Here is an 18,491-nt window from a genome sequence, read left to right on the forward strand (position 1 = left end):
ACTCCTCACCTCTCTCACTTCCCTGCTGCCTGCCCATCTCGGCGGCCTAGTTCGTACACAGCACAGCCTATACAAGTCAAAATTCCTAAACTGATAGCCCAGCTTTTACCTAGACTAATTTCCACTCCGTAGTTGCACAGCGCTCCTGCTCCTAGGAACGGCACGATGCTAAAGACCGAGGCATAGAAAGCATTTTGGGCTTCTCGGGCTTTGCGAGTCCGCTCAAACTCGGCTTCTGACGTGTAGAGCGATCGCTCGGCAAAGTTAAACCAGCGATTGATTTGCTCCGTCACCCATTGGCTCACGGATGAGAATCCTAAATATAAGCCTAGGGACCACAAACTCGCCCCTGCGATCGCCGTCGTATCGAGTACTAGCGGTATAGGAAAAATATTAATCTGCATGGCTACGGCAGCAGTTTGTAAAATTTAATGGACTGTAAAAAGTTGTAACAGATATAAAGCTGAAATCACACTGATTCGGCAGCTCTGTGACGAATTGACATAAATACCTGATAGATTTGCCAGCAGCCTAGGGTAATATACTCCGGAAGCGCTAGTGGCATTGATAGCCATTCGTGCTTCTGGCTACAAAATGGTTCTGAGCTAGCAACTCCTGATCTAGGATGATCTGGCAGCGATCGCTTGAGGAACTTAAACGGGTGTATCGACGTACATAATCTGAGTGCTTGAGCTACAGCAGACTCAATCCTGCCCCCCTGATTGAGACCTTAGAAATATTTCGTCATCCGTAAAGGACGCTGTATGGAGAAACGCAATTGTAAGTCCGCTGAGCAGTTGAGGAGTAAGCAGCAAGCATCCACATCGCTCCTAAAACCCAAAACTATGATTCGAATTGGACAAGCCCTACTGATTGCAGGTTTGGGTTTAGCAGGCTTCGTTGCCTCTGATTGGCCCCAAGAAACAGCTAGAGCGCAAGAAGTTGCAACCAATCAAGTAGCGACAGGAAGCACTTGGCAAGGCGCTTCTTTCCCAGTTGAAAATTTTCAAGCTTATACCTCTGCCTTTGGCTATCGCCAATCTCCTAGCGGTTATAGCCAGGAATTTCACCACGGCCTAGATTTGGCTGCCCCCGAAGGTAGCTACATTCGGAGTTGGTGGAACGGTACCGTGGTGGAAGTGTCTGATGACAGCGCTTGCGGTACTTCAGTGGTCGTTCAGTCGGGCGAGTGGGAGCACATTTATTGCCATATGCAAGGTCATGTAGAAACGGCTAATGGAGGTCGTTACTTAGTCGATCGCGAAGGTGGCATTCAGATGCGCGAAGGCCAACAGCTAGTTGCCGGAACCCGCATCGGTCGAGTAGGTATGACAGGCCGTACCACTGGCCCCCATCTCCACTGGGGGATGAAGTATTCTGGGCAGTGGGTTGATCCAGCTTTAGTGTTACGAGCCATGTATGCTCAGCAAAGAGCTGGTCACTCAGTTTCTAGCCGCCCCAACTAAAGGTTCTGAATTAAGGCAGACAAAACTAAAGAGAGAACAGCCTTAAAATCTGTTCTCTCTTTTTTATGGCTCAATTTTGGGGCGAAAACAGGTGGTAGCCTGTTTGCACGAGCAAGATGCTCGCGTAACAAGTATTACCAGCTAGATGCTGCTGACTTCGCTAGGAGCCGCTGGCTGATGCTTGCTAGGCACTTGGGTGTATTCAGCCACAATCTGGCGGAATTGATCGCCTTCAACCGTTTCTTGATCTAGTAACGTATCCACCAGTCGATCCATCAAAGCCCGATTTTCCCTCAGCAAGGTACGGGCTCTCTCATGGCACTGGAAGACAATCGCTCGGACTTGGTGATCGATTTTAGTAGCAACTTCCTCAGAGTATTCAGTTGAACGATTCATCAGATCTCGCCCCAGGAACACTTCGCTGCTTTGGCTTTCAAGCGCAAATGGCCCTAAGTCAGACATACCGTAGCGAGTCACCATTTCTCGTGCGTAGTCAGCCACGGCTCGGATATCTCCCGAAGCACCTTTTGTCACCTCGTGATAGCCAAACACTTCTTCTTCCGCTGCACGGCCACCCAAGAAAACGGTGATCCGATCGAGCAACCAAGCGCGGCTGTACAAACCATCATCAATGGTTTCCTCGTTGGGTAGAGGTTTGGCGAATCCACCAATCCCACCAGAGCGAGGGATAATCGTCACTTTGTCTAGAGGGTCAGTTTTCTCTAGCAGCGTCATCAGGAGGGCGTGACCCACTTCGTGATAGGCAATCAGGCGCTTCTTCTTGCTGTCAAGTAACGGGGTGAGAGTTAAGCCAATGGTGACGCGATCGATCGCATCATCGACTTCTAGAGGTGTAACTGCGTCTTTGCGCCGTCGGGCGGTCAAGATAGCGGCTTCGTTCAATAAGTTGGCTAGATCAGCGCCTGAAAAACCAGGCGTTCTTTGGGCGATCGCATCCAAAGAGATGTCTGGCGCTAGCTTCTTATTGCGAGCATGAACTTCTAGAATCCCCAAGCGACCTTTGTAGCTAGGCAAGTCTACTGTAATTTGGCGGTCGAAGCGACCGGGACGCAACAGCGCAGAATCCAAGACATCAGGACGGTTAGTTGCCGCAATAATGATGATGCCATTGTTGCCTTCGAAGCCATCCATCTCGGTGAGTAACTGGTTGAGGGTTTGCTCCCGCTCATCATTCCCACCACCAATGCCTGCCCCTCGTTGCCGACCCACCGCATCAATCTCATCAATGAAGATGATGCAAGGCGCACTTTCTTTCGCTTTCTTGAACAGGTCACGGACGCGAGAAGCGCCGACACCCACAAACATCTCGACAAACTCAGAGCCAGAGATGCTGAAGAAAGGTACACCCGCTTCCCCTGCGATCGCCTTAGCCAACAGAGTTTTACCCGTGCCTGGAGGACCCACTAGCAACACCCCTTTAGGGATGCGCGCTCCAATAGCGGTAAAGCGTTCTGGCTTCTTGAGGAAAGTCACAACTTCTTGCAGTTCTTCTTTAGCTTCCTCAATCCCAGCCACGTCATCGAACATGACGCCTGTTTTGGCTTCCATTTGAAACCGAGCCCGCGACTTGCCAAAGTTCATCGCCTGACCTGGGGCGTTAGTCGATCGCCGCAGAATAATCAACAAACCCGCAATCAAGAGAAAAATCAACAGCAGATTTGCTAGCAAGCCAACGGCTGTACTGTTATCAGGAGATGGTTGAACCTCAAAATCTACATCATTGGCCCGGATGCGCTCAATCAACTCAGGATTCTGCTCCAGCAGAGGTACTTCCTGCATCGCGTCCGTCTTTTTCTCTCCTGCCAACCGGACTCTCGCAACATTTTGGGTTGGATCAACCTCAACCCGTGATACTTGACCTGCATCAATTTTCCGCAAGAGCTCACCATAAGTGAGGGAGTTGCGGCCTGCTTGAGCTAGCCCTGGGGTCGTTAACAACGCAGTTTGGAGTAAAAACCAACTGGCTGTGATTGCCCCAGTAACGGCAGAACTCCTCATCAAGCGATTATTTGTCAGTGCCTTGCGGAAACTTTTCATACTGGATTGCCTTTTGCCTCCCGCCTGAACCTAACTCCTCTGAGTAGCTGCAAAACTCAGCTTGACAGTAGAAGTTAGGAAATCTCTTATCTAGTTTAACTTTCCTAATCCTGGACTTCAGGACTTTGAGTAATAACTCTGTTGATTCAGGTCTTGATCTAGTTGATAGCTATCTGTCGCAACCATCCTCAAGAAAGCTGATCTCTAATTTCCCCTAAGGAAAACATATAAATTTGACAAAATGTAACTTTCTTAGTTAAGCTAATTGTAGTCGTAATGACTCCGTTTTTCAATAAGACATTTTTAGGTTACTTTTCGAGCCAATTCTCAGCTCACCAAATCTGTGCGTTTCATTCAGACTTGGTTTCCGGCTGAAGCTTTAGCAGTTATTTCAAGCTTGCACGGAATTTCTTTAGGAGGGCTAGACCTATGGTTAGATTTGTTGGGATTGGTGGTAGTCTACGCGCTGATGCTCATAGCTACCAAGCACTGCATGTGGCAGCAGAGCGATTGCGATCGCTCGGTGCCGAAGTAGAAGTCATCGACCTCCGCAGCTTGAACCTGCCTTTTTGCCGTGGGGGACAAGACGAGTATTTGGACTACCCAGACGTAGCTCGGTTGCGCCAAACCGTTAAGCAAGCAGATGGCATGATCTTGTCCACACCGGAGTATCACGGCAGCCTCAGCGGTGTGCTCAAAAATGCTTTGGACTTGCTGAGCTTTGAGCAGCTCTCTGACAAAGTGACTGGATTAATTAGTGTGCTCGGCGGCCAGTCTAACAGCAACGCCCTAAATGACTTGCGCGTCATCATGCGTTGGGTCCACGCTTGGGTAATTCCAGAACAAGTTGCGATCGGACAAGCTTGGAGTGCCTTTGACCCAAACGGTCAACTACGAGACGAAAAACTATCTGAACGTTTCGACCAATTCGCTCGCAGCTTAGTCGAGAACACTTGTAAGCTGCGCGGCGTCTCTGTGGCTTCTGCTCAGGACGTGCTCGTAGCTCAAGCAGGTGTTTTAACTACTGGCAGCACTAATACTGACAGCACGAATAATGGCAACAAAGAAGGTACCGCAACTAGCACCCGTTCTTAAAAGTTGCCTCATTAGCTTTGGCAAATCTTTCCAACTAAGATCACAGCAGAAAGGGGGTTCGTACCCCCTTTCTTGTTATCAATAGACTTTTTGGCAGCGATCGCTAGAGATCTTGCCGCACTTGTTTTCTAGTGATGGTGTCCGTGATCGTGATGATGCTCGTTGCCATGAGAGTGATCGTGATGGCCATGATGATGGTGATCATGGGTATGTTGCGCCTGAGCCTTGGCTAGACTTGGGTTTACTACCAGAGCCTGCTCTGCCAACAACGCTTCGATTTGGGGATTAGCCCAATCTGCTGCCATCTGCAAAAACTCAGGCTGGGCATTGACACATTCCATCTGCACATAGGTCACGTCAGGTCGGCGGCGACGGAGACCGTGAATGATGTGGTCTACGTCCAAAAGAGTTTCATGGTTTTCAGTCGCAAAGCCAATCGGCATAAAGACTAAAGCGGTTGCCCCTAAATCCATCAAGTTTTTGGCAGCTAGTTCGGCATTAGGCTGCGTCCACTCAATCAAAGGAGTTTGATGATTTAACCACCCCGGAGAAATGAGGGGGTAACGATAAATCAACTTCTCACGAACTCGGTTGTAAAGTGCTTCGCTTTCTTCAATCCCAGAGGTGAAGCCCTTGGCTTTGTGCGGGCAGCCGTGGTTCATCAAAATGATGCCCGTTTGGGAGGGGAGATGAGCTACAGCCAAATCCGCTTTGATTTTGTCCTCGACCAAATTAGCCAGCAGATCAATATATTCCGGTTCGCTGTAGAAGGAGGGAATATAGCGCTGACCCTTGACCCAATGCTCAGTGCTATCTACTAACTTGGTGAGGGCGTTATTCACTTGCTCCACAGCAATGCCGCTGGTGAAGATGGAATCGACAACGAGCAGCGGGTAAATCAGAATTTTGTCGAAGCCTTGAGTTTTAATCTCGGCTAACACCTGTTCTGGCAAAAATGGCGCACAGAAGTTAAAGGCTTTGAAAACTTGGACGCGATCGCCCCATCTTGCTTGTAAGTTTTTTTCAATCCCAGCTCGCTGCTGCTCAAAAATGGCATTGTGCGGCGAAATAAAGTTGTCGTGCTGGTGTCCCCACTCGTGCAGATCAAAAACTGCAAGTAGTTTGGCCAGGGGAGGATAAATCCAAGTGGGAACTGGGGCGAACTTAGCGGTGAGTAAGTTAAGAGCTTGCTCGTTGTAGTTCGCAAAATCTTCGTAGCTTTCGACTTCGCCATAACCCATCAACAAGACAGCAACTCGATCTTGCGGGACAGATGAAGTTGGAGTTTGCTGTTGCTGTTTTTCGGGAGTTGCAACCACTATTTGTTCCTCGACCTTGCACTTTAGTTGATCACTGACGCATCAGCAGCGGCTTAAAAGCTCTACTTCAAGCACGTCCTAGTCTCCCTAGGCTAACATCCCCTCCGGGGGGATGGAATTAAAAAATGTTTTATAACGGCGATCGCTCCGATGAGGGACACTACCCACGCTGTGTATCTTGCAGACAACACCGCTATTAATAGCGAATCCTAGCTATCAAATCTTCTTTCCGAAGAAATATTTTTTCTGGGCGATCGCTGACCAAACGGGTTGATCACAAATGGTTCATCACCAATAGTAGTCACCTCAAGCTTAGTAGAGGCTTGTTTGGAAAGTGCAGTATTGATTTCGTCCTGCGGCCTTCGCTTGATACAGCGCTTTATCGGCCAGGGTAACTAAGGCTGAGGGATTTGAATCAAATTGGGGCACAACTGTTGCAATGCCTAAGCTGAGCGTCACGCAATGACTGGCTTGAGAACTATTGTGGGGAAGTTGGAGCACTTTGACTTTGTATTGAATATCCTGGGCGACTTTAACCCCGCCCCTAGATTCCGTAGAAGGCAAAATCAAAGCAAATTCTTCGCCGCCATAGCGAGCTGCGAGGTCAGCAGGACGCCTGGCACAACTACTAATGGTTTTAGCAATTTGCTGCAAGCAGTCATCTCCCGCTTGATGGCCATAGGTATCGTTGTAGGCTTTGAAGCAGTCAATGTCACACAAAATCAAGGTGAGGGCCACCCGCTCTCTAGCCAGACGTTGCCAGGATTGATAGAGGTGCTGATCGAAGCAGCGACGGTTCGCTAGTTGAGTTAGCCCATCTACTAAGGCCAGACGCTGTAGTACCTGATTGGCTGATTCTAGCTGGCGATGCAGTTGGCTTTGTTGAATTAAGCGCTTCACCCTTTGACGCAACACGGCCCAATGGATCGGCTTGGTGACGTAGTCAGTAGCTCCGGCGGCAAAAGCTTGGGCGACTGATTCTTCATCTTCTAATCCGGTAATCATCAAAATCGGAGTGCGATCGCCGCTAGGAAGAGCTTGCAGCTTGGCGCAAAAGGTAAAACCGTCCATGATCGGCATGAGTGCATCCAAGAGGACGATATCAGGATGCAGATGTTTGTAGTCTTCTAGCCCTTGCTCTCCGTTTGGGGCTTCTACGACCTGGTAGCCTTCTTGCTCCATCGCTCGACGTAACTGTAGCCGCATGAAGACATCGTCATCCACGACTAGCACCAATGGAGAGTCTCGCTGATCCAAGATCGTGCTTATATCAGACACCGTTGCCGCTCCAGTTCTAGGGCTGCTTTAACCTCGGTGAACTCCTTCTCTACTAAAGCGACCTGGGCGACCCAATTCATCGATGCCATCTCCTGACAGTTGCTTTCCAGCTCTTTACACAAGGCAGCAAGCCTGATAGCTCCTAGGGTAGCGCTACTTGATTTTAGAGTGTGAGTCAGTAAACGCAACAACGCTAGATCACCCTGGACGCTTGCTAGCTGCATGCTTTGGATCAGCTTGGGAGTTTCTTGGAGATAGCTACCAATAAGTTCCACCAAGATGCCCCCTGCATCCTCACCTACCATCTTGCGGAAAGACTGCATGACTTGAGCATCAACAGCCGCAGAATTATGTTCTACTTGGTTTATCTGGGGCGGGCGATCGCTGGGACTCATCTTCAGCTCACATCTCAGCAAAGCAGTAGACAATTCCTCAACTTTGATTGGCTTGCTGATGTAGTCGTCCATTCCTACCTCTAAGCACATCTCGCGATCGCCCTGTATCGCATTGGCAGTCACTGCAATGATCCGAGGACGTTGATGAGGCAACCATTCCTGACAAATGCAACGAGTTGTCTCCAACCCATCCATCTGAGGCATTTGGATATCCATTAGGATCACATCATAAGCCTGACGACGCAATGCCTCTAGCACCTCCAAACCATTTGCGGCGATGTCGGCTGTGTAGCCTAAGCGCTTCAGCAGCAGCAAGGCCACCTTCTGATTCACGGTGTGGTCCTCCGCGAGCAAAATCCGCAATTGAGGTAATTCTGGTGAGATATCCGAAGTAGCTAGATTCATGGAAGCAACGGTTTGAGGCAGCACTGGTTCGCTTAGAAGTTTGGTGACTACTTCATACAGCTGGGCTTGTTTGATTGGTTTGGACAGCAACACGGTCGAAGGTGCAGCATTTACTTCCGGGCTAGCTATGGACCATCCCATTGGTGCGAGGAAGGCGATCGGCAACTGCCGACATCCGGGCTGCTGCCGAATTGCCTTAAACAAGGCTAAATTTTGCATCTCTGGCAACTGAACATCTAGTAGCACCAGATCAAACTGCTCACCTTGATGTAGCCGTGTGAGCGCTGCGTCCCCTGATGCTGCAGTTCGTACTGTCATCCCCCAAGCTTGAGCTTGCCCCACGACCAAAGCGCAGTTAACCACGTGATCATCCACAATTAACAGCCGTTTCCCAGCGAATCGGCTCGCTAATGGAGATGTAGAATCAGGCTCGTTCAGCGCTGCTGTGAAAGCAACGACTTGCGCCAGGATGGTGAAGTAAAAGGTAGAGCCTGAACCCGCCTTAGATGCGTGAACAGACAGCCAAGAAGGAGAGGGATTACCTGCCACCTGGCCTTGGCTCTCCACCCACATGCAGCCTCCCATCATTTGGCTGAGGCGATCGCTAATGGCTAGACCTAAACCAGTGCCACCATATTGGCGGGTAGTGGAGGAATCGATTTGACTAAAAGCCTGAAACAAACGGTGCATCCGCTGCGCTGGAATGCCGATGCCTGTATCCTTGACCGAGAATTGCACTTCGTAAAATGAGTTGGAGGCGAGTTCAGGCAATAAATTTCTGCTCTCTCTTCTTGCCTCTAAGCGATCGCCAGAGATCAGAAATTTATTGCCTGCCTGCCTCTGCATCTTTCGAGCCGTGACTAATAACTCGATCGTCCCCGTTTGAGTAAATTTGATGGCGTTGCTCAGCAGATTCACCAAAATCTGACGCACGCGAGTCACATCTCCCATAATTTGGCTTGGTGTTTCTGGCTGAATCAGATAAGTCAACTCCAAGCCCTTCTCCACAGCCTGAGATGCCAAAAGATCCAACGATTCCTCTACGCAAGCTTGCAACTCAAACGGGTGTTGCTCTAGTTCCAGCTTGCCTGACTCAATTTTGGAAAAGTCTAAGATGTCGTTGATCAGCGTGAGCAAGGTTTCACTACTGCTACAAATCGTGGTCGCAAAGTCCCGCTGCTGAGAATTTAGCGGTGTGTCTAACAACAACTCAGTCATGCCAATCACAGCATTCATGGGCGTGCGAATTTCGTGGCTCATGGTGGCCAAAAACTCACTCTTAGCTTGGTTGGCAGCTTCGGCAGCCCGCCGCGCTTGTTCTAGAGCCAAGTTTTGTTGAGTTAGCCGTTCTCGTTGCAGAGTTTCTTGCTCCAGTAAGGCAGCTTGCGCTAAGGCAATCCCGACTTGGGTGGCTACGGCTTCTAGGAGTTCAATTTCATCGGGTGCCCACTGGCGAAACTGATCACATTGATGGAGCGCAATGGTGCCGTTGGGGGCTCCTTGATAAGAAGTGCGAATAGCTAAAATCGACTGGAGATTGACCTGAGCACAGTTAGCAACAGCCGCTTGAAAGAGATGGCTGACATAAACATTCGGTACAGCGATCGCTTGGTCTTGAGCTAGCAGCTTTTCCGCATAAGCTTGGCTGACCAGAGGCACTTTGACGATTTGGGTCGAGGCATAGCCTGGTTCTAAATATTCAGCGACGCAAGGCAGTTGGGGAGTTGCCCCTGCTAAGTAAGCACGAATCACACAGCGATTTGCCCCAAAAGCTTGGCCTACCTGAGTGGCTGTGGTCCGAAAAATATCTTGTGAGTTTAAGCTTTGGCGAATTTCTTGAGTAATTTGTTTGAGCAGATCAGCTCGATAGATTTGCTGTTGCAATGCTGATTCTGCTTGCTGGCGTTGAGTGATGTCTCGGTAGTTAATAACTGTACCGACCGTTTCACCAGCAATCTTTTGCGGCTGTGCATAACGCTCAAAGCTTCTGCCATCGTTTAGCTCAATCACATGGCAGCTAGCTGTATCTGGATACTCGTAAGAGTTGTACACCTGAGCTAGGAAGTTGGTTGGATCTTTAACGCGAGTCTGAGCGTAGGCGACAAACTGGCGATCGCTCCGGGCAGACAGAATGGGGTCAGGAGCGTGCCACATTTCGGCAAACTTGCCATTCCAAATCACCATATTCTCGTCTCGGTCTACGACCAAAATGCCATCTGCGGTAGATTCCAAGGTGGCTTGCAGCAGAGAGAGCGATCGCGCTAGTTCTTGCTCGGCTTGCTTTTGCTCGGTAATGTCGTGTAAAACGACCACAGCCCCCAGCTTTTTGCCCTGAGGATCGGCGATCGCCTGTCCGCTCGCTAACACGGTGCGGCGTTGCCCTCCTGGAGGCACAATCACCATTTCTACATTGCGGACCTTTTCGTTTTGCAAAGCTCGGAAGAGGGGGACTTCCTCGATCGGCATCAAAGTTTTTCCGTCAGGCCGATGTAACCCGTAGTAAGCCGCCCAGTCCTCTAGCGGCATTAACTGCACGTCTAAACAATGAAAGCTTTGCACCGCCCGGTTAAACAGGGTTAAGCTTCCCGCTGCATCACAAGCCACAATCCCTGATTCCACGTTGTCCAGCAGAATCTTGAGAAACGTTTGCTCTTTTTGTAGAGCGGCTTCTACTTGCTTGCGCTCAACAATCTCAATGAGCAGTTCTGTATTGGCTTGAGCTAGTTCAGCCGTCCGTGCGGCTACTCGCTGCTCCAACTCGTCGTGGGCCTGTTGCAAAGCAGCTTCTGCTTGGCTGCGATCGTTTTCAGCCCGCACACGTTCGTCGATATCTGTACAAGTGCCAATCCATTCTCGGACCGTGCCATTTCTCTTTAGGACGGGAACTCCCCGCAGCGCAAAGTGACGGTAGCAACCCTCTCTGTCGCGGACCCGATATTCAGCGGCATAAGGTGAATTCGTCCGAACTGCCTCCAGCCAAATTCGTTTGATGCGCTCTTGGTCTTCAGGATGCACGACTTCCAGCCATCCTAATCCTTTGAATTCTGTCTCATTTTGTCCGGTAAGAGCCCGCCACAGAGGAGAATCTGCCGTGGCTTGGCCAGCGGCGTCTGTGGTCCACACGACCTGAGCCGTGGCAACTACCAAGGAACGATAGCGCTCCTCACTGCGCCTCAGGTCCGCTTCCGCTCGGTGCCGCTCCTGAATTTCGCGCTGCAGTTGCATGTTTGCCTGTAAGAGGGACGCCGTACGCTGCTGTACCCGCTGCTCTAGAACGTCATGCGCTTCTTGCAAGGCGGCCTCTGCTCGTTGACGTTCCTGAATCTCTTGCTGCGCTAGTTGTTGCGCTTGCCTATAATTTTGAATTTGGGAATTAAGGTCTGTGACGTCTTGAATTGAGAGCAGGGCATAAAAGCCATTGCCATCAACCGCAGGAATCGCCGTCACAACAGTATGCTGCACTCGACATTGGCCACTGGGTAAGCAAGATGGAATTAAAAATTGATGAAGCTGGGCCGAAAAGACGGTAGGAGTGCCATTCTCAAAAACTTGTTGCAAACGGCTCACATACTGCGACGCCTGTAGGTGCGGAAACACCTCAGTTAGGTTTTGACCTCGTAACTGATTTCTAGATAATTTGGTCCAGTTTTCTAAGCAGCTGTTCCAGAAGACTACGCTGAAGTCTTGCTGCAACACACAGACCCCCATCGGAATCTGGTCTAGTAAACCAAACTTTTCTGCAATCAGTTGGGCTTCATTCATGCTGATTCTTCCAAGCCAAGATTTAGAGCTGTGAGCAGTGTGTCGAGAGCGCCCAACTTGAAAATTAAGATGATGTCTCCAGCAATTAGGAGTTGTTCGATAGTGAAGCGAGCTTTGGCAATCAGAACGGTAGCGCTGGCAATCTCGAAGTCGTGGGAAGTTAAGAGATTGCCAACTGTATCTTCTAAATAAATGGGTAGCGAGTAGTTGAGATGTTGCTGGAGGACATTGCTAATCGACCCCATCACTCCATTGATTACAATGTTGCCGACTTCGCTTAAAGTGCCAATCTTGACAGCATCCAAGTCGTATAAGTCAAATTCCTCGCGAGTTAAAACTGCAACTAGTTTGGAGGCACTATCGGTTGGAAACACGAGCTGAGCCACACCTGCAAAGGAACCATTGAAGCCTAACCGTACCGCTGAGATCGGTGCTACGCCTAGCTGTTGTTCCAAATCTCGTTGGACTTCGGTAGATGAGATTAACTTTGTATAGGGGATTTGCAGATGGACATGGGAGCCAACCATTTCATTCAGAATGCTAGCGGCGCGTCCGACACCAATATTGACTAGCTCTTGCAAAGCGTCTAGCTCATAGACCGTTGGCATCATGGAGTGATTCCTCCTACCTTGGCGGCGATCGCTTGGTCAATGGCGGCGGCTAACTCTTGGGGGTTGGGGGGCTTGCCCAGGACAGCGATCGCTCCTAAATCTAAGCATTGCTGCCGAGAACTCGACTGAATATCCGCAGTCAGGACAATCGCAGGCATCCGGCTTTCCTGGTCTCGCAGCTTTTGCAGCACTTCACGACCATCTAGGTCAGGCATCAACAGATCTAGCAAAATACAGTCAGGAGCATGAGTGAGAGCTTTCTCCAGTCCTTCTCGACCACAGCTAGCTTCTACTGTGGTGTGACCTGCGGCCTGCAAAGTTTTACTAATGAGTCTGCGGGTAAACCACGCATCTTCGACGATAAGAATCAAAGCCATTTCTTTGCCCTAGTGGTTAGTTAGCAGACTGGTGCTCTGGCCCAGCTTTGCCTTCGCTGGCCTGAATCTATGCCTGATCTACATTTGCCTCTAATATTCCCCTGAGAGTCACTAGGTCATCAGAGACTGATGAGGAGGCGATTAGGGCCGGGAATTAACGGGCGATCGCACAGCTTGAGGTGGCAACCAAAATGCGCTGAGACAACCTTGAAATAGCAGAGTTAGCTGTTAGTGAGTCTAAATTTATGAGCATTCTTATTTGTCCTGGTGTACACAACTTAGAGCTGACTCAAAGTTTTCTCCAGGGGTTGCCATTGCGTTCTACACCAAACTTATTGGCCGCTGATTACACAAATCAATCGGAAAATTTATTCATTTTTCCGGCACAATGTTATCCAGCCTATTCTGCATTTCATATCGTGCAGTTTCTCCAAGAAACATTTCGTCAGCATCAGCTAAGCTCTGCTCAAACGGGCTTGGTGTTTCTGAGTTTTAGTGCAGGTGTGGCAGGGGCTATGGGTGCAGCTTGGGCTTGGCAACAGTTGGGGGGTCAAGTAAAAGCCTTGATCGCCTTGGATGGTTGGGGTGTACCCTTATACGGAGACTTTCCCATTCACCGAGTCAGTCACGATTACTTTACCCATTGGAGTTCTGCTTTGTTGGGTGCTGGAGCAGATAGTTTTTATGCCGAGCCAGCCATTGATCATTTAGAGCTTTGGCGATCGCCGCAAACCGTTCAGGGATGGTGGGTGCCTGTAGAAAATGCAACTCAGCAATCACCAACTGCAACTACCGCAGCCATTTTTCTAACTGTCCTACTACAGCGCTATGGAGAATCAGGTCTCTTTGTAAGCTAAACATAACCAGCTAAAAACCTTGCTCCTGAAAACCGCCGTTAAGTTAGGCTCTCAGTCATTAGCTTGCTAATTCTTTTTCTTTGTTTTTTCCTCTAGCACTCGCCCAATAGCCTCAAGCGAAAAAGTTGCTCAGCAACTGGTCACTTAGAGCTAGCAAAGCGCACACTAGTGGAGGTAGAATCCCTGGACTTTACAACTTCGCTTTATGCTTCCAGTCAGCCCGCCCCCTCTTGAGAGTGGATTTCGCAGCTTGATCAAAAATCGAGCATTTTTGGCGTTGTGGATGGGGCAATTACTCTCGCAAGTCGCGGATAAAGTTTTTTTCGTGCTGCTGATTACCTTACTGGTAGATTACAAACCCATACCAGGGCTAGAAAACTCGATGCGATCAGTGCTGATGGTCGCCTTCACGTTGCCTGCCATTCTGTTTGGTTCTGCGGCTGGCATCTTTGTCGATCGCTTTCCTAAAAAGCACATTCTTACTATCTGCAATGTCAGCCGTGGCCTGCTCACCTTGCTTATCCCGCTCTTGCCCAAGGCGTTTCTGATTCTCCTGATCATCACCTTCGCCGAATCAGTGCTGACTCAGTTTTTTGCGCCCGCAGAACAGGCAGCCATTCCGCTCTTGGTGGAAAAAGAAGGATTAATGACCGCCAATGCATTGTTTACAACGACGATGCTGGGGTCATTAATTATTGGATTTGCCGTGGGTGAACCGTTGTTGAGCTTGGCGAGAGTTGGGGGTGACTTCGGCCAGGAGATTTTGGTGGGGGGGCTTTATCTGATTGCGGGAGCCGTCTTGTGGCTCATCCCAATTCGAGAAAAGCATGTCAGCGATCACTTGGTAGCGGTTCATCCTTGGCATGACTTCAAAGCAGGGCTGCGTTACCTCAAGAAAGAGCGACTGGTGAGTAATGCTTTGCTCCAACTCACTATTTTGTATTCTGTCTTTGCTGCCCTAACGGTTCTCGCCATTAACTTGGTAGAAGATATTGGCCTCAAACCCAATCAATTTGGTTTTCTGCTAGCCGCAGCAGGGATTGGTATGGTCTTTGGGGCAGGAGTGCTAGGTCATTGGGGCGATCGCTTCCATCACAAACCCCTACCCCTGATTGGGTTCTTGTGTATGGCTTTTGCCCTGAGTATGTTTACCTTTACCACTAACCTATGGATCGGTTTGAGTTTAAGTGCCTTCTTGGGCGTGGGTGCTTCGATGATTGGCGTACCCATGCAAACTCTAATTCATCAACAAACGCCAGAGTCCATGCGGGGCAAAGTGTTTGGCTTTCAAAATAATGTCGTTAACATCGCGTTGAGCCTACCACTCGCGATCGCGGGGCCGCTCACCGATGCAATTGGTTTGCGAGCGGTGCTCCTAGGCATGAGCATTTTAGTTAGTATGGTAGGAATTTGGGCTTGGCAAAACACCCGCCGAGTTCTGCAAGATGTGATCTAATCGCATCGGACTAGGACTGTCATCAGTTCCTGACAGCAGCTACACCTCTACCCTTTATCAGGTGTAGGTTTGATCTATGTTCAGCCAATCTAGAAACTGTTGAGACTTATCTATCGACAGGGATCAGGATTGGGATCTAAACTGAAGTCTTAGTCTTGAATGCATCATTAGATACAAAAGTCATCCACCTTAACCTATAGCGGTCGAGAGGTCTTCCTGTGCAGTTGCAGAGTGTAGCGGTCAAGCGTGCGTCTGGTGCTTTCGCATTAATTGATAGTTTGAAACGTCACGGCGTTAAACACATTTTTGGTTATCCCGGTGGCGCGATTCTGCCAATTTATGATGAGCTGTACCGCGCTGAGGCGGCTGGCGGCATTCACCACATTCTGGTCAGGCATGAACAGGGAGCAGCTCATGCGGCTGACGGTTATGCGCGGGCTACAGGTGAAGTTGGCGTTTGCTTCGCCACATCTGGCCCCGGTGCCACCAATCTAGTGACTGGCATTGCCACGGCTCACATGGATTCCATTCCCTTAGTTGTGGTGACTGGGCAAGTCGCACGAGCTGCGATCGGCAGTGATGCTTTCCAAGAAACCGATATTTGGGGCATTACGCTACCCATCGTCAAGCACTCCTATGTAGTGCGCGATCCTAGAGACATGGCTCGGATTACGGCTGAAGCGTTTTACATTGCCAGTTCTGGTCGTCCTGGTCCTGTCTTGATTGACGTACCTAAGGATGTAGCCTTAGAAGAATTTGACTATGTACCCGTTGACCCTAGCAGCGTTAAGCTAGCGGGCTATCGCCCCACAGTTAGAGGCAACCCGCGCCAGGTTGTACAAGCACTCAAGCTAATTCGAGAATCTCGGCAACCCCTGCTTTACATCGGAGGCGGCGCGATCGCGGCTGGAGCGCATAGGGAAGTTCGTGAGCTAGCAGAGCGCTTCCAAATTCCCGTCACCACAACCTTAATGGGCAAGGGCTCATTTGAAGAGACTCACCCCTTGGCCCTCGGCATGTTGGGTATGCATGGGACAGCCTACGCCAACTTTTCTGTCACCGAGTGTGATTTGCTGATTGCAGTTGGGGCTAGATTTGATGACCGTGTGACTGGCAAACTAGACGAATTTGCCTCCCACGCTAAAGTCATTCACATTGACATCGACCCTGCTGAAGTCGGCAAGAACCGAGCGCCTCAAGTTCCCATTGTGGGTGATGTTCGACAAGTGTTGACGGACTTATTACAACGCAGCACCGAAGACGGAGATAGCCGCTACTCCACTCAAACCCAAGCTTGGCTAGAGCGGATTAACCGCTGGCGAGAAGATTATCCACTCGTAGTGCCTCAGTATCCGGGCAGCTTAGCTCCACAGGAAGTCATTGTAGAACTCAGCCGTCAAGCGCCTGCTGCTTACTACACCACTGATGTAGGCCAACACCAAATGTGGTCAGCCCAGTTTCTCAAGAACGGCCCCCGTCGTTGGATTTCCAGCGCTGGCCTAGGAACTATGGGCTTTGGCTTGCCTGCGGCAATGGGGGCTAAAGTTGCTTTACCAGATGAACAGGTGATTTGTATCAGCGGTGACGCTAGCTTCCAAATGAATCTCCAAGAGCTAGCCACCTTGGCTCAATACGGCATCAACGTCAAAACTGTCATCCTCAACAATGGTTGGCAGGGCATGGTGCGGCAATGGCAGGAAGCTTTCTACGGCGAACGCTACTCTTCCTCCAACATGGAAGTTGGCATGCCTGATTTTGTGAAGCTAGCAGATGCCTTTGGTATTAAAGGCATGGTGATCCATTCCCGCGAGGAGCTGCAAGATGCGATCGCCGAAATGCTAGCCCATGACGGTCCCGTACTCGTAGAAGCTCGGGTGAAGCGAGATGAGAACTGCTACCCAATGGTGGCTCCTGGCAAGAGCAATGCCCAGATGATTGGTTTGCCAGAGCGTGACAAGCTAGAAAAGGCAGCAGAGCTGATTTACTGTAATAGCTGCGGTGCGAAAAACATCTCTACCAACAACTTCTGCCCAGAGTGTGGCACCAAGCTGTAACTCAGCAGAACAATTATAACTGGTAAGGGGCAGGCACAATACCTGCCCTTTTTCTGTGCCTGTCCCTTTATATTCAATGGTTAATTCGCGATCGGCACATCTTCAAAAGCTGCCGTTTCAGGAATGAAAACATCGATCGCGTTGCCTCCTTCAGGAATGCGGAGCCAAACATAAGCATCGACTGACGCAGAGGGACGCAATTGAAATAACGAAATACTGCCAGTCGAGCGATCGAGACTCACCGCTTCATAAGTCTCACTGGTATCTGGATTCCGGGCATTCGGGCCATTTACAGAGATGACATCACTGCCCTTAACATCCCCTGATGTCGCTCTCCGAACGCGCATCTGCACATTCACGACATCTCGATTGCCTGTTTCTGGATCTTTAATGCACTTAACTGTCAACAACTCTACCTTGGCCTTGGTATCTAAGGCAGGTTGGACAAATTGTCCCGGTTGGATTTGAGGATTGGGACTAGACGTGGAAAATGCGACTGAATTAGCGGGAGCGGCAGTTCCAGAGGCAAGGGTTGTAGATGCTGCATTTCCTGGCCCAGGCACCGAATTACTTGATAGAGCGTCTTGATTCGTAGACTGATTTGCATCGGAACTATTTGAGAGGTTGGCTGTACTCAATTGAGTACACAACCTATTACTGCTGCACCCTTCTACTGCGGGTCATCTACCGAAGGCGTTATTTCGCAACTTTGACTGCTTGAAACAGTTCAGTTTCCGGTACGCGGATATTTAAGGTCTTAACTGCTTCTGGTACGCGCAGCCAGACATAAGCATCCACCGATGCGCCTTTGCGAATCCCCTCTAAAGAAATTGGCCCTGTTGACTTTCTGATGGCATCCACAGGTTCATAGGTGGCGATATCACTACCTGAATCTTGAGCAGTAGCACCTCCTACATTGATGAAGTCGTAGGCGCTGACGTTCTCAGCAAGACGACGAATCCGTAATTTGACATTGACAACATCAGAATTGCCAGTATCTGGATCTTGAATGCGTTCCGCTGATAGCAAAGTCACTTCGGCTTTGTTGTCGAGTCCTGGCTGAACCAATTTGCCTGCCTCGGTTGGCACAGCGCTGGGTGAACTAGCAGTTGCAGTTGGTGACTTATCCTTTGCAGCTTCAGGCTTTGTCTGGGTCTGAGTGGTATCGGCAGGCTTAGCTGCTTGCTGGAGTTGCCACACTTGATAGGCAGCAAAACCGCTCAATGCTAATGCTAGTAAAGAGAAGAGGAGCGCCAACTTGGATGACGAACTGCCGGTGGAGCTTTGCCGCTGAGCATCTGAGCGCACAAGTGGTTTTTCACTTTCTCGGCCACGGGTTTTCATAAGTAGCATTACTG

14 protein-coding genes are annotated in these 18,491 nt (G+C 49.8%); 5 read left to right on the forward strand and 9 right to left on the reverse strand.

Annotated features, from left to right (window positions below):
- Positions 1 to 14: 14 nt before the first annotated feature.
- Positions 15 to 404 carry a hypothetical protein gene (locus tag H6F90_RS27060; RefSeq protein WP_190555120.1) on the reverse strand — a complete coding sequence of 130 codons (390 nt, stop codon included), beginning with the start codon at positions 402 to 404 and terminating at the stop codon, positions 15 to 17.
- A 441-nt stretch (positions 405 to 845) separates the two neighbouring features.
- On the opposite strand from H6F90_RS27060, the gene H6F90_RS27065 reads away from it, so the two are divergent.
- Positions 846 to 1,466: a M23 family metallopeptidase gene (locus tag H6F90_RS27065; protein WP_190555121.1), complete on the forward strand. Its 621-nt coding sequence runs from the start codon at positions 846 to 848 to the stop codon at positions 1,464 to 1,466.
- A gap of 141 nt (positions 1,467 to 1,607) precedes the next feature.
- Here the strand turns inward: H6F90_RS27065 and ftsH are convergent, their stop codons facing one another.
- Complete coding sequence (ftsH, locus tag H6F90_RS27070; protein WP_190555122.1) at positions 1,608 to 3,524, reverse strand: ATP-dependent zinc metalloprotease FtsH; 1,917 nt, start codon at positions 3,522 to 3,524, stop codon at positions 1,608 to 1,610.
- 429 nt (positions 3,525 to 3,953) lie between these two features.
- Between ftsH and H6F90_RS27075 the strand changes: the two genes are divergently transcribed.
- Positions 3,954 to 4,619 carry an NADPH-dependent FMN reductase gene (locus tag H6F90_RS27075; protein ID WP_190555123.1) on the forward strand — a complete coding sequence of 222 codons (666 nt, stop codon included), beginning with the start codon at positions 3,954 to 3,956 and terminating at the stop codon, positions 4,617 to 4,619.
- A 128-nt stretch (positions 4,620 to 4,747) separates the two neighbouring features.
- Here the strand turns inward: H6F90_RS27075 and H6F90_RS27080 are convergent, their stop codons facing one another.
- The 5 genes from H6F90_RS27080 to H6F90_RS27100 all read right to left on the reverse strand — a co-directional run bounded on the left by H6F90_RS27080 (position 4,748) and on the right by H6F90_RS27100 (position 12,766).
- Positions 4,748 to 5,938, reverse strand: a complete 1,191-nt coding sequence (locus tag H6F90_RS27080; RefSeq protein WP_190555124.1) for a ferrochelatase — start codon at positions 5,936 to 5,938, stop codon at positions 4,748 to 4,750.
- 312 nt (positions 5,939 to 6,250) lie between these two features.
- Positions 6,251 to 7,216, reverse strand: a complete 966-nt coding sequence (locus H6F90_RS27085) for a diguanylate cyclase domain-containing protein (RefSeq protein WP_370588108.1) — start codon at positions 7,214 to 7,216, stop codon at positions 6,251 to 6,253.
- The gene (locus tag H6F90_RS27090; protein WP_190555125.1) at positions 7,204 to 11,778 is read right to left on the reverse strand and encodes a PAS domain S-box protein; all 4,575 of its coding nucleotides are present in this window, start codon (positions 11,776 to 11,778) and stop codon (positions 7,204 to 7,206) included. The genes H6F90_RS27085 and H6F90_RS27090 overlap by 13 nt, the downstream gene beginning before the upstream one ends.
- Positions 11,775 to 12,389, reverse strand: a complete 615-nt coding sequence (locus tag H6F90_RS27095; protein WP_190555126.1) for a chemotaxis protein CheC — start codon at positions 12,387 to 12,389, stop codon at positions 11,775 to 11,777. Before H6F90_RS27095 ends, H6F90_RS27090 begins: the two co-directional genes overlap by 4 nt.
- Complete coding sequence (locus tag H6F90_RS27100; protein ID WP_190555127.1) at positions 12,386 to 12,766, reverse strand: response regulator transcription factor; 381 nt, start codon at positions 12,764 to 12,766, stop codon at positions 12,386 to 12,388. The genes H6F90_RS27095 and H6F90_RS27100 overlap by 4 nt, the downstream gene beginning before the upstream one ends.
- A gap of 245 nt (positions 12,767 to 13,011) precedes the next feature.
- Here H6F90_RS27100 and H6F90_RS27105 point away from each other — a divergent pair, with 245 nt between their 5' ends.
- From H6F90_RS27105 to ilvB, 3 genes are all read left to right on the forward strand, one after another.
- Complete coding sequence (locus H6F90_RS27105; RefSeq protein WP_190555128.1) at positions 13,012 to 13,623, forward strand: hypothetical protein; 612 nt, start codon at positions 13,012 to 13,014, stop codon at positions 13,621 to 13,623.
- Between the two features lie 205 nt (positions 13,624 to 13,828).
- Positions 13,829 to 15,079, forward strand: a complete 1,251-nt coding sequence (locus tag H6F90_RS27110; RefSeq protein ID WP_190555129.1) for an MFS transporter — start codon at positions 13,829 to 13,831, stop codon at positions 15,077 to 15,079.
- A gap of 218 nt (positions 15,080 to 15,297) precedes the next feature.
- On the forward strand, positions 15,298 to 17,133 hold the full coding sequence (ilvB, locus tag H6F90_RS27115) for a biosynthetic-type acetolactate synthase large subunit (protein WP_190555130.1): 1,836 nt from the start codon (positions 15,298 to 15,300) through the stop codon (positions 17,131 to 17,133).
- An 80-nt stretch (positions 17,134 to 17,213) separates the two neighbouring features.
- Here the strand turns inward: ilvB and H6F90_RS27120 are convergent, their stop codons facing one another.
- Positions 17,214 to 17,783: a hypothetical protein gene (locus H6F90_RS27120; protein ID WP_190555131.1), complete on the reverse strand. Its 570-nt coding sequence runs from the start codon at positions 17,781 to 17,783 to the stop codon at positions 17,214 to 17,216.
- A gap of 46 nt (positions 17,784 to 17,829) precedes the next feature.
- Complete coding sequence (locus tag H6F90_RS27125; protein ID WP_199296214.1) at positions 17,830 to 18,477, reverse strand: hypothetical protein; 648 nt, start codon at positions 18,475 to 18,477, stop codon at positions 17,830 to 17,832.
- Between the last annotated feature and the right edge of the window lie 14 nt (positions 18,478 to 18,491).

The organism is Trichocoleus sp. FACHB-591, from assembly GCF_014695845.1.
Lineage (GTDB): Bacteria > Cyanobacteriota > Cyanobacteriia > FACHB-46 > FACHB-46 > Trichocoleus.

Bases quoted from the DNA above. Each gene is read 5' to 3' on its own strand.
- H6F90_RS27125 (WP_199296214.1), bottom strand. From the start codon at position 18,477: ATGAAAACCCGTGGCCGAGAAAGTGAAAAACCACTTGTGCGCTCAGAT.
- H6F90_RS27105 (WP_190555128.1), top strand. From the start codon at position 13,012: ATGAGCATTCTTATTTGTCCTGGTGTACACAACTTAGAGCTGACTCAA.
- H6F90_RS27110 (WP_190555129.1), top strand. From the start codon at position 13,829: ATGCTTCCAGTCAGCCCGCCCCCTCTTGAGAGTGGATTTCGCAGCTTG.
- H6F90_RS27095 (WP_190555126.1), bottom strand. From the start codon at position 12,389: ATGATGCCAACGGTCTATGAGCTAGACGCTTTGCAAGAGCTAGTCAAT.
- H6F90_RS27090 (WP_190555125.1), bottom strand. From the start codon at position 11,778: ATGAATGAAGCCCAACTGATTGCAGAAAAGTTTGGTTTACTAGACCAG.
- H6F90_RS27075 (WP_190555123.1), top strand. From the start codon at position 3,954: ATGGTTAGATTTGTTGGGATTGGTGGTAGTCTACGCGCTGATGCTCAT.
- ftsH (WP_190555122.1), bottom strand. From the start codon at position 3,524: ATGAAAAGTTTCCGCAAGGCACTGACAAATAATCGCTTGATGAGGAGT.
- H6F90_RS27100 (WP_190555127.1), bottom strand. From the start codon at position 12,766: ATGGCTTTGATTCTTATCGTCGAAGATGCGTGGTTTACCCGCAGACTC.
- H6F90_RS27065 (WP_190555121.1), top strand. From the start codon at position 846: ATGATTCGAATTGGACAAGCCCTACTGATTGCAGGTTTGGGTTTAGCA.
- H6F90_RS27060 (WP_190555120.1), bottom strand. From the start codon at position 404: ATGCAGATTAATATTTTTCCTATACCGCTAGTACTCGATACGACGGCG.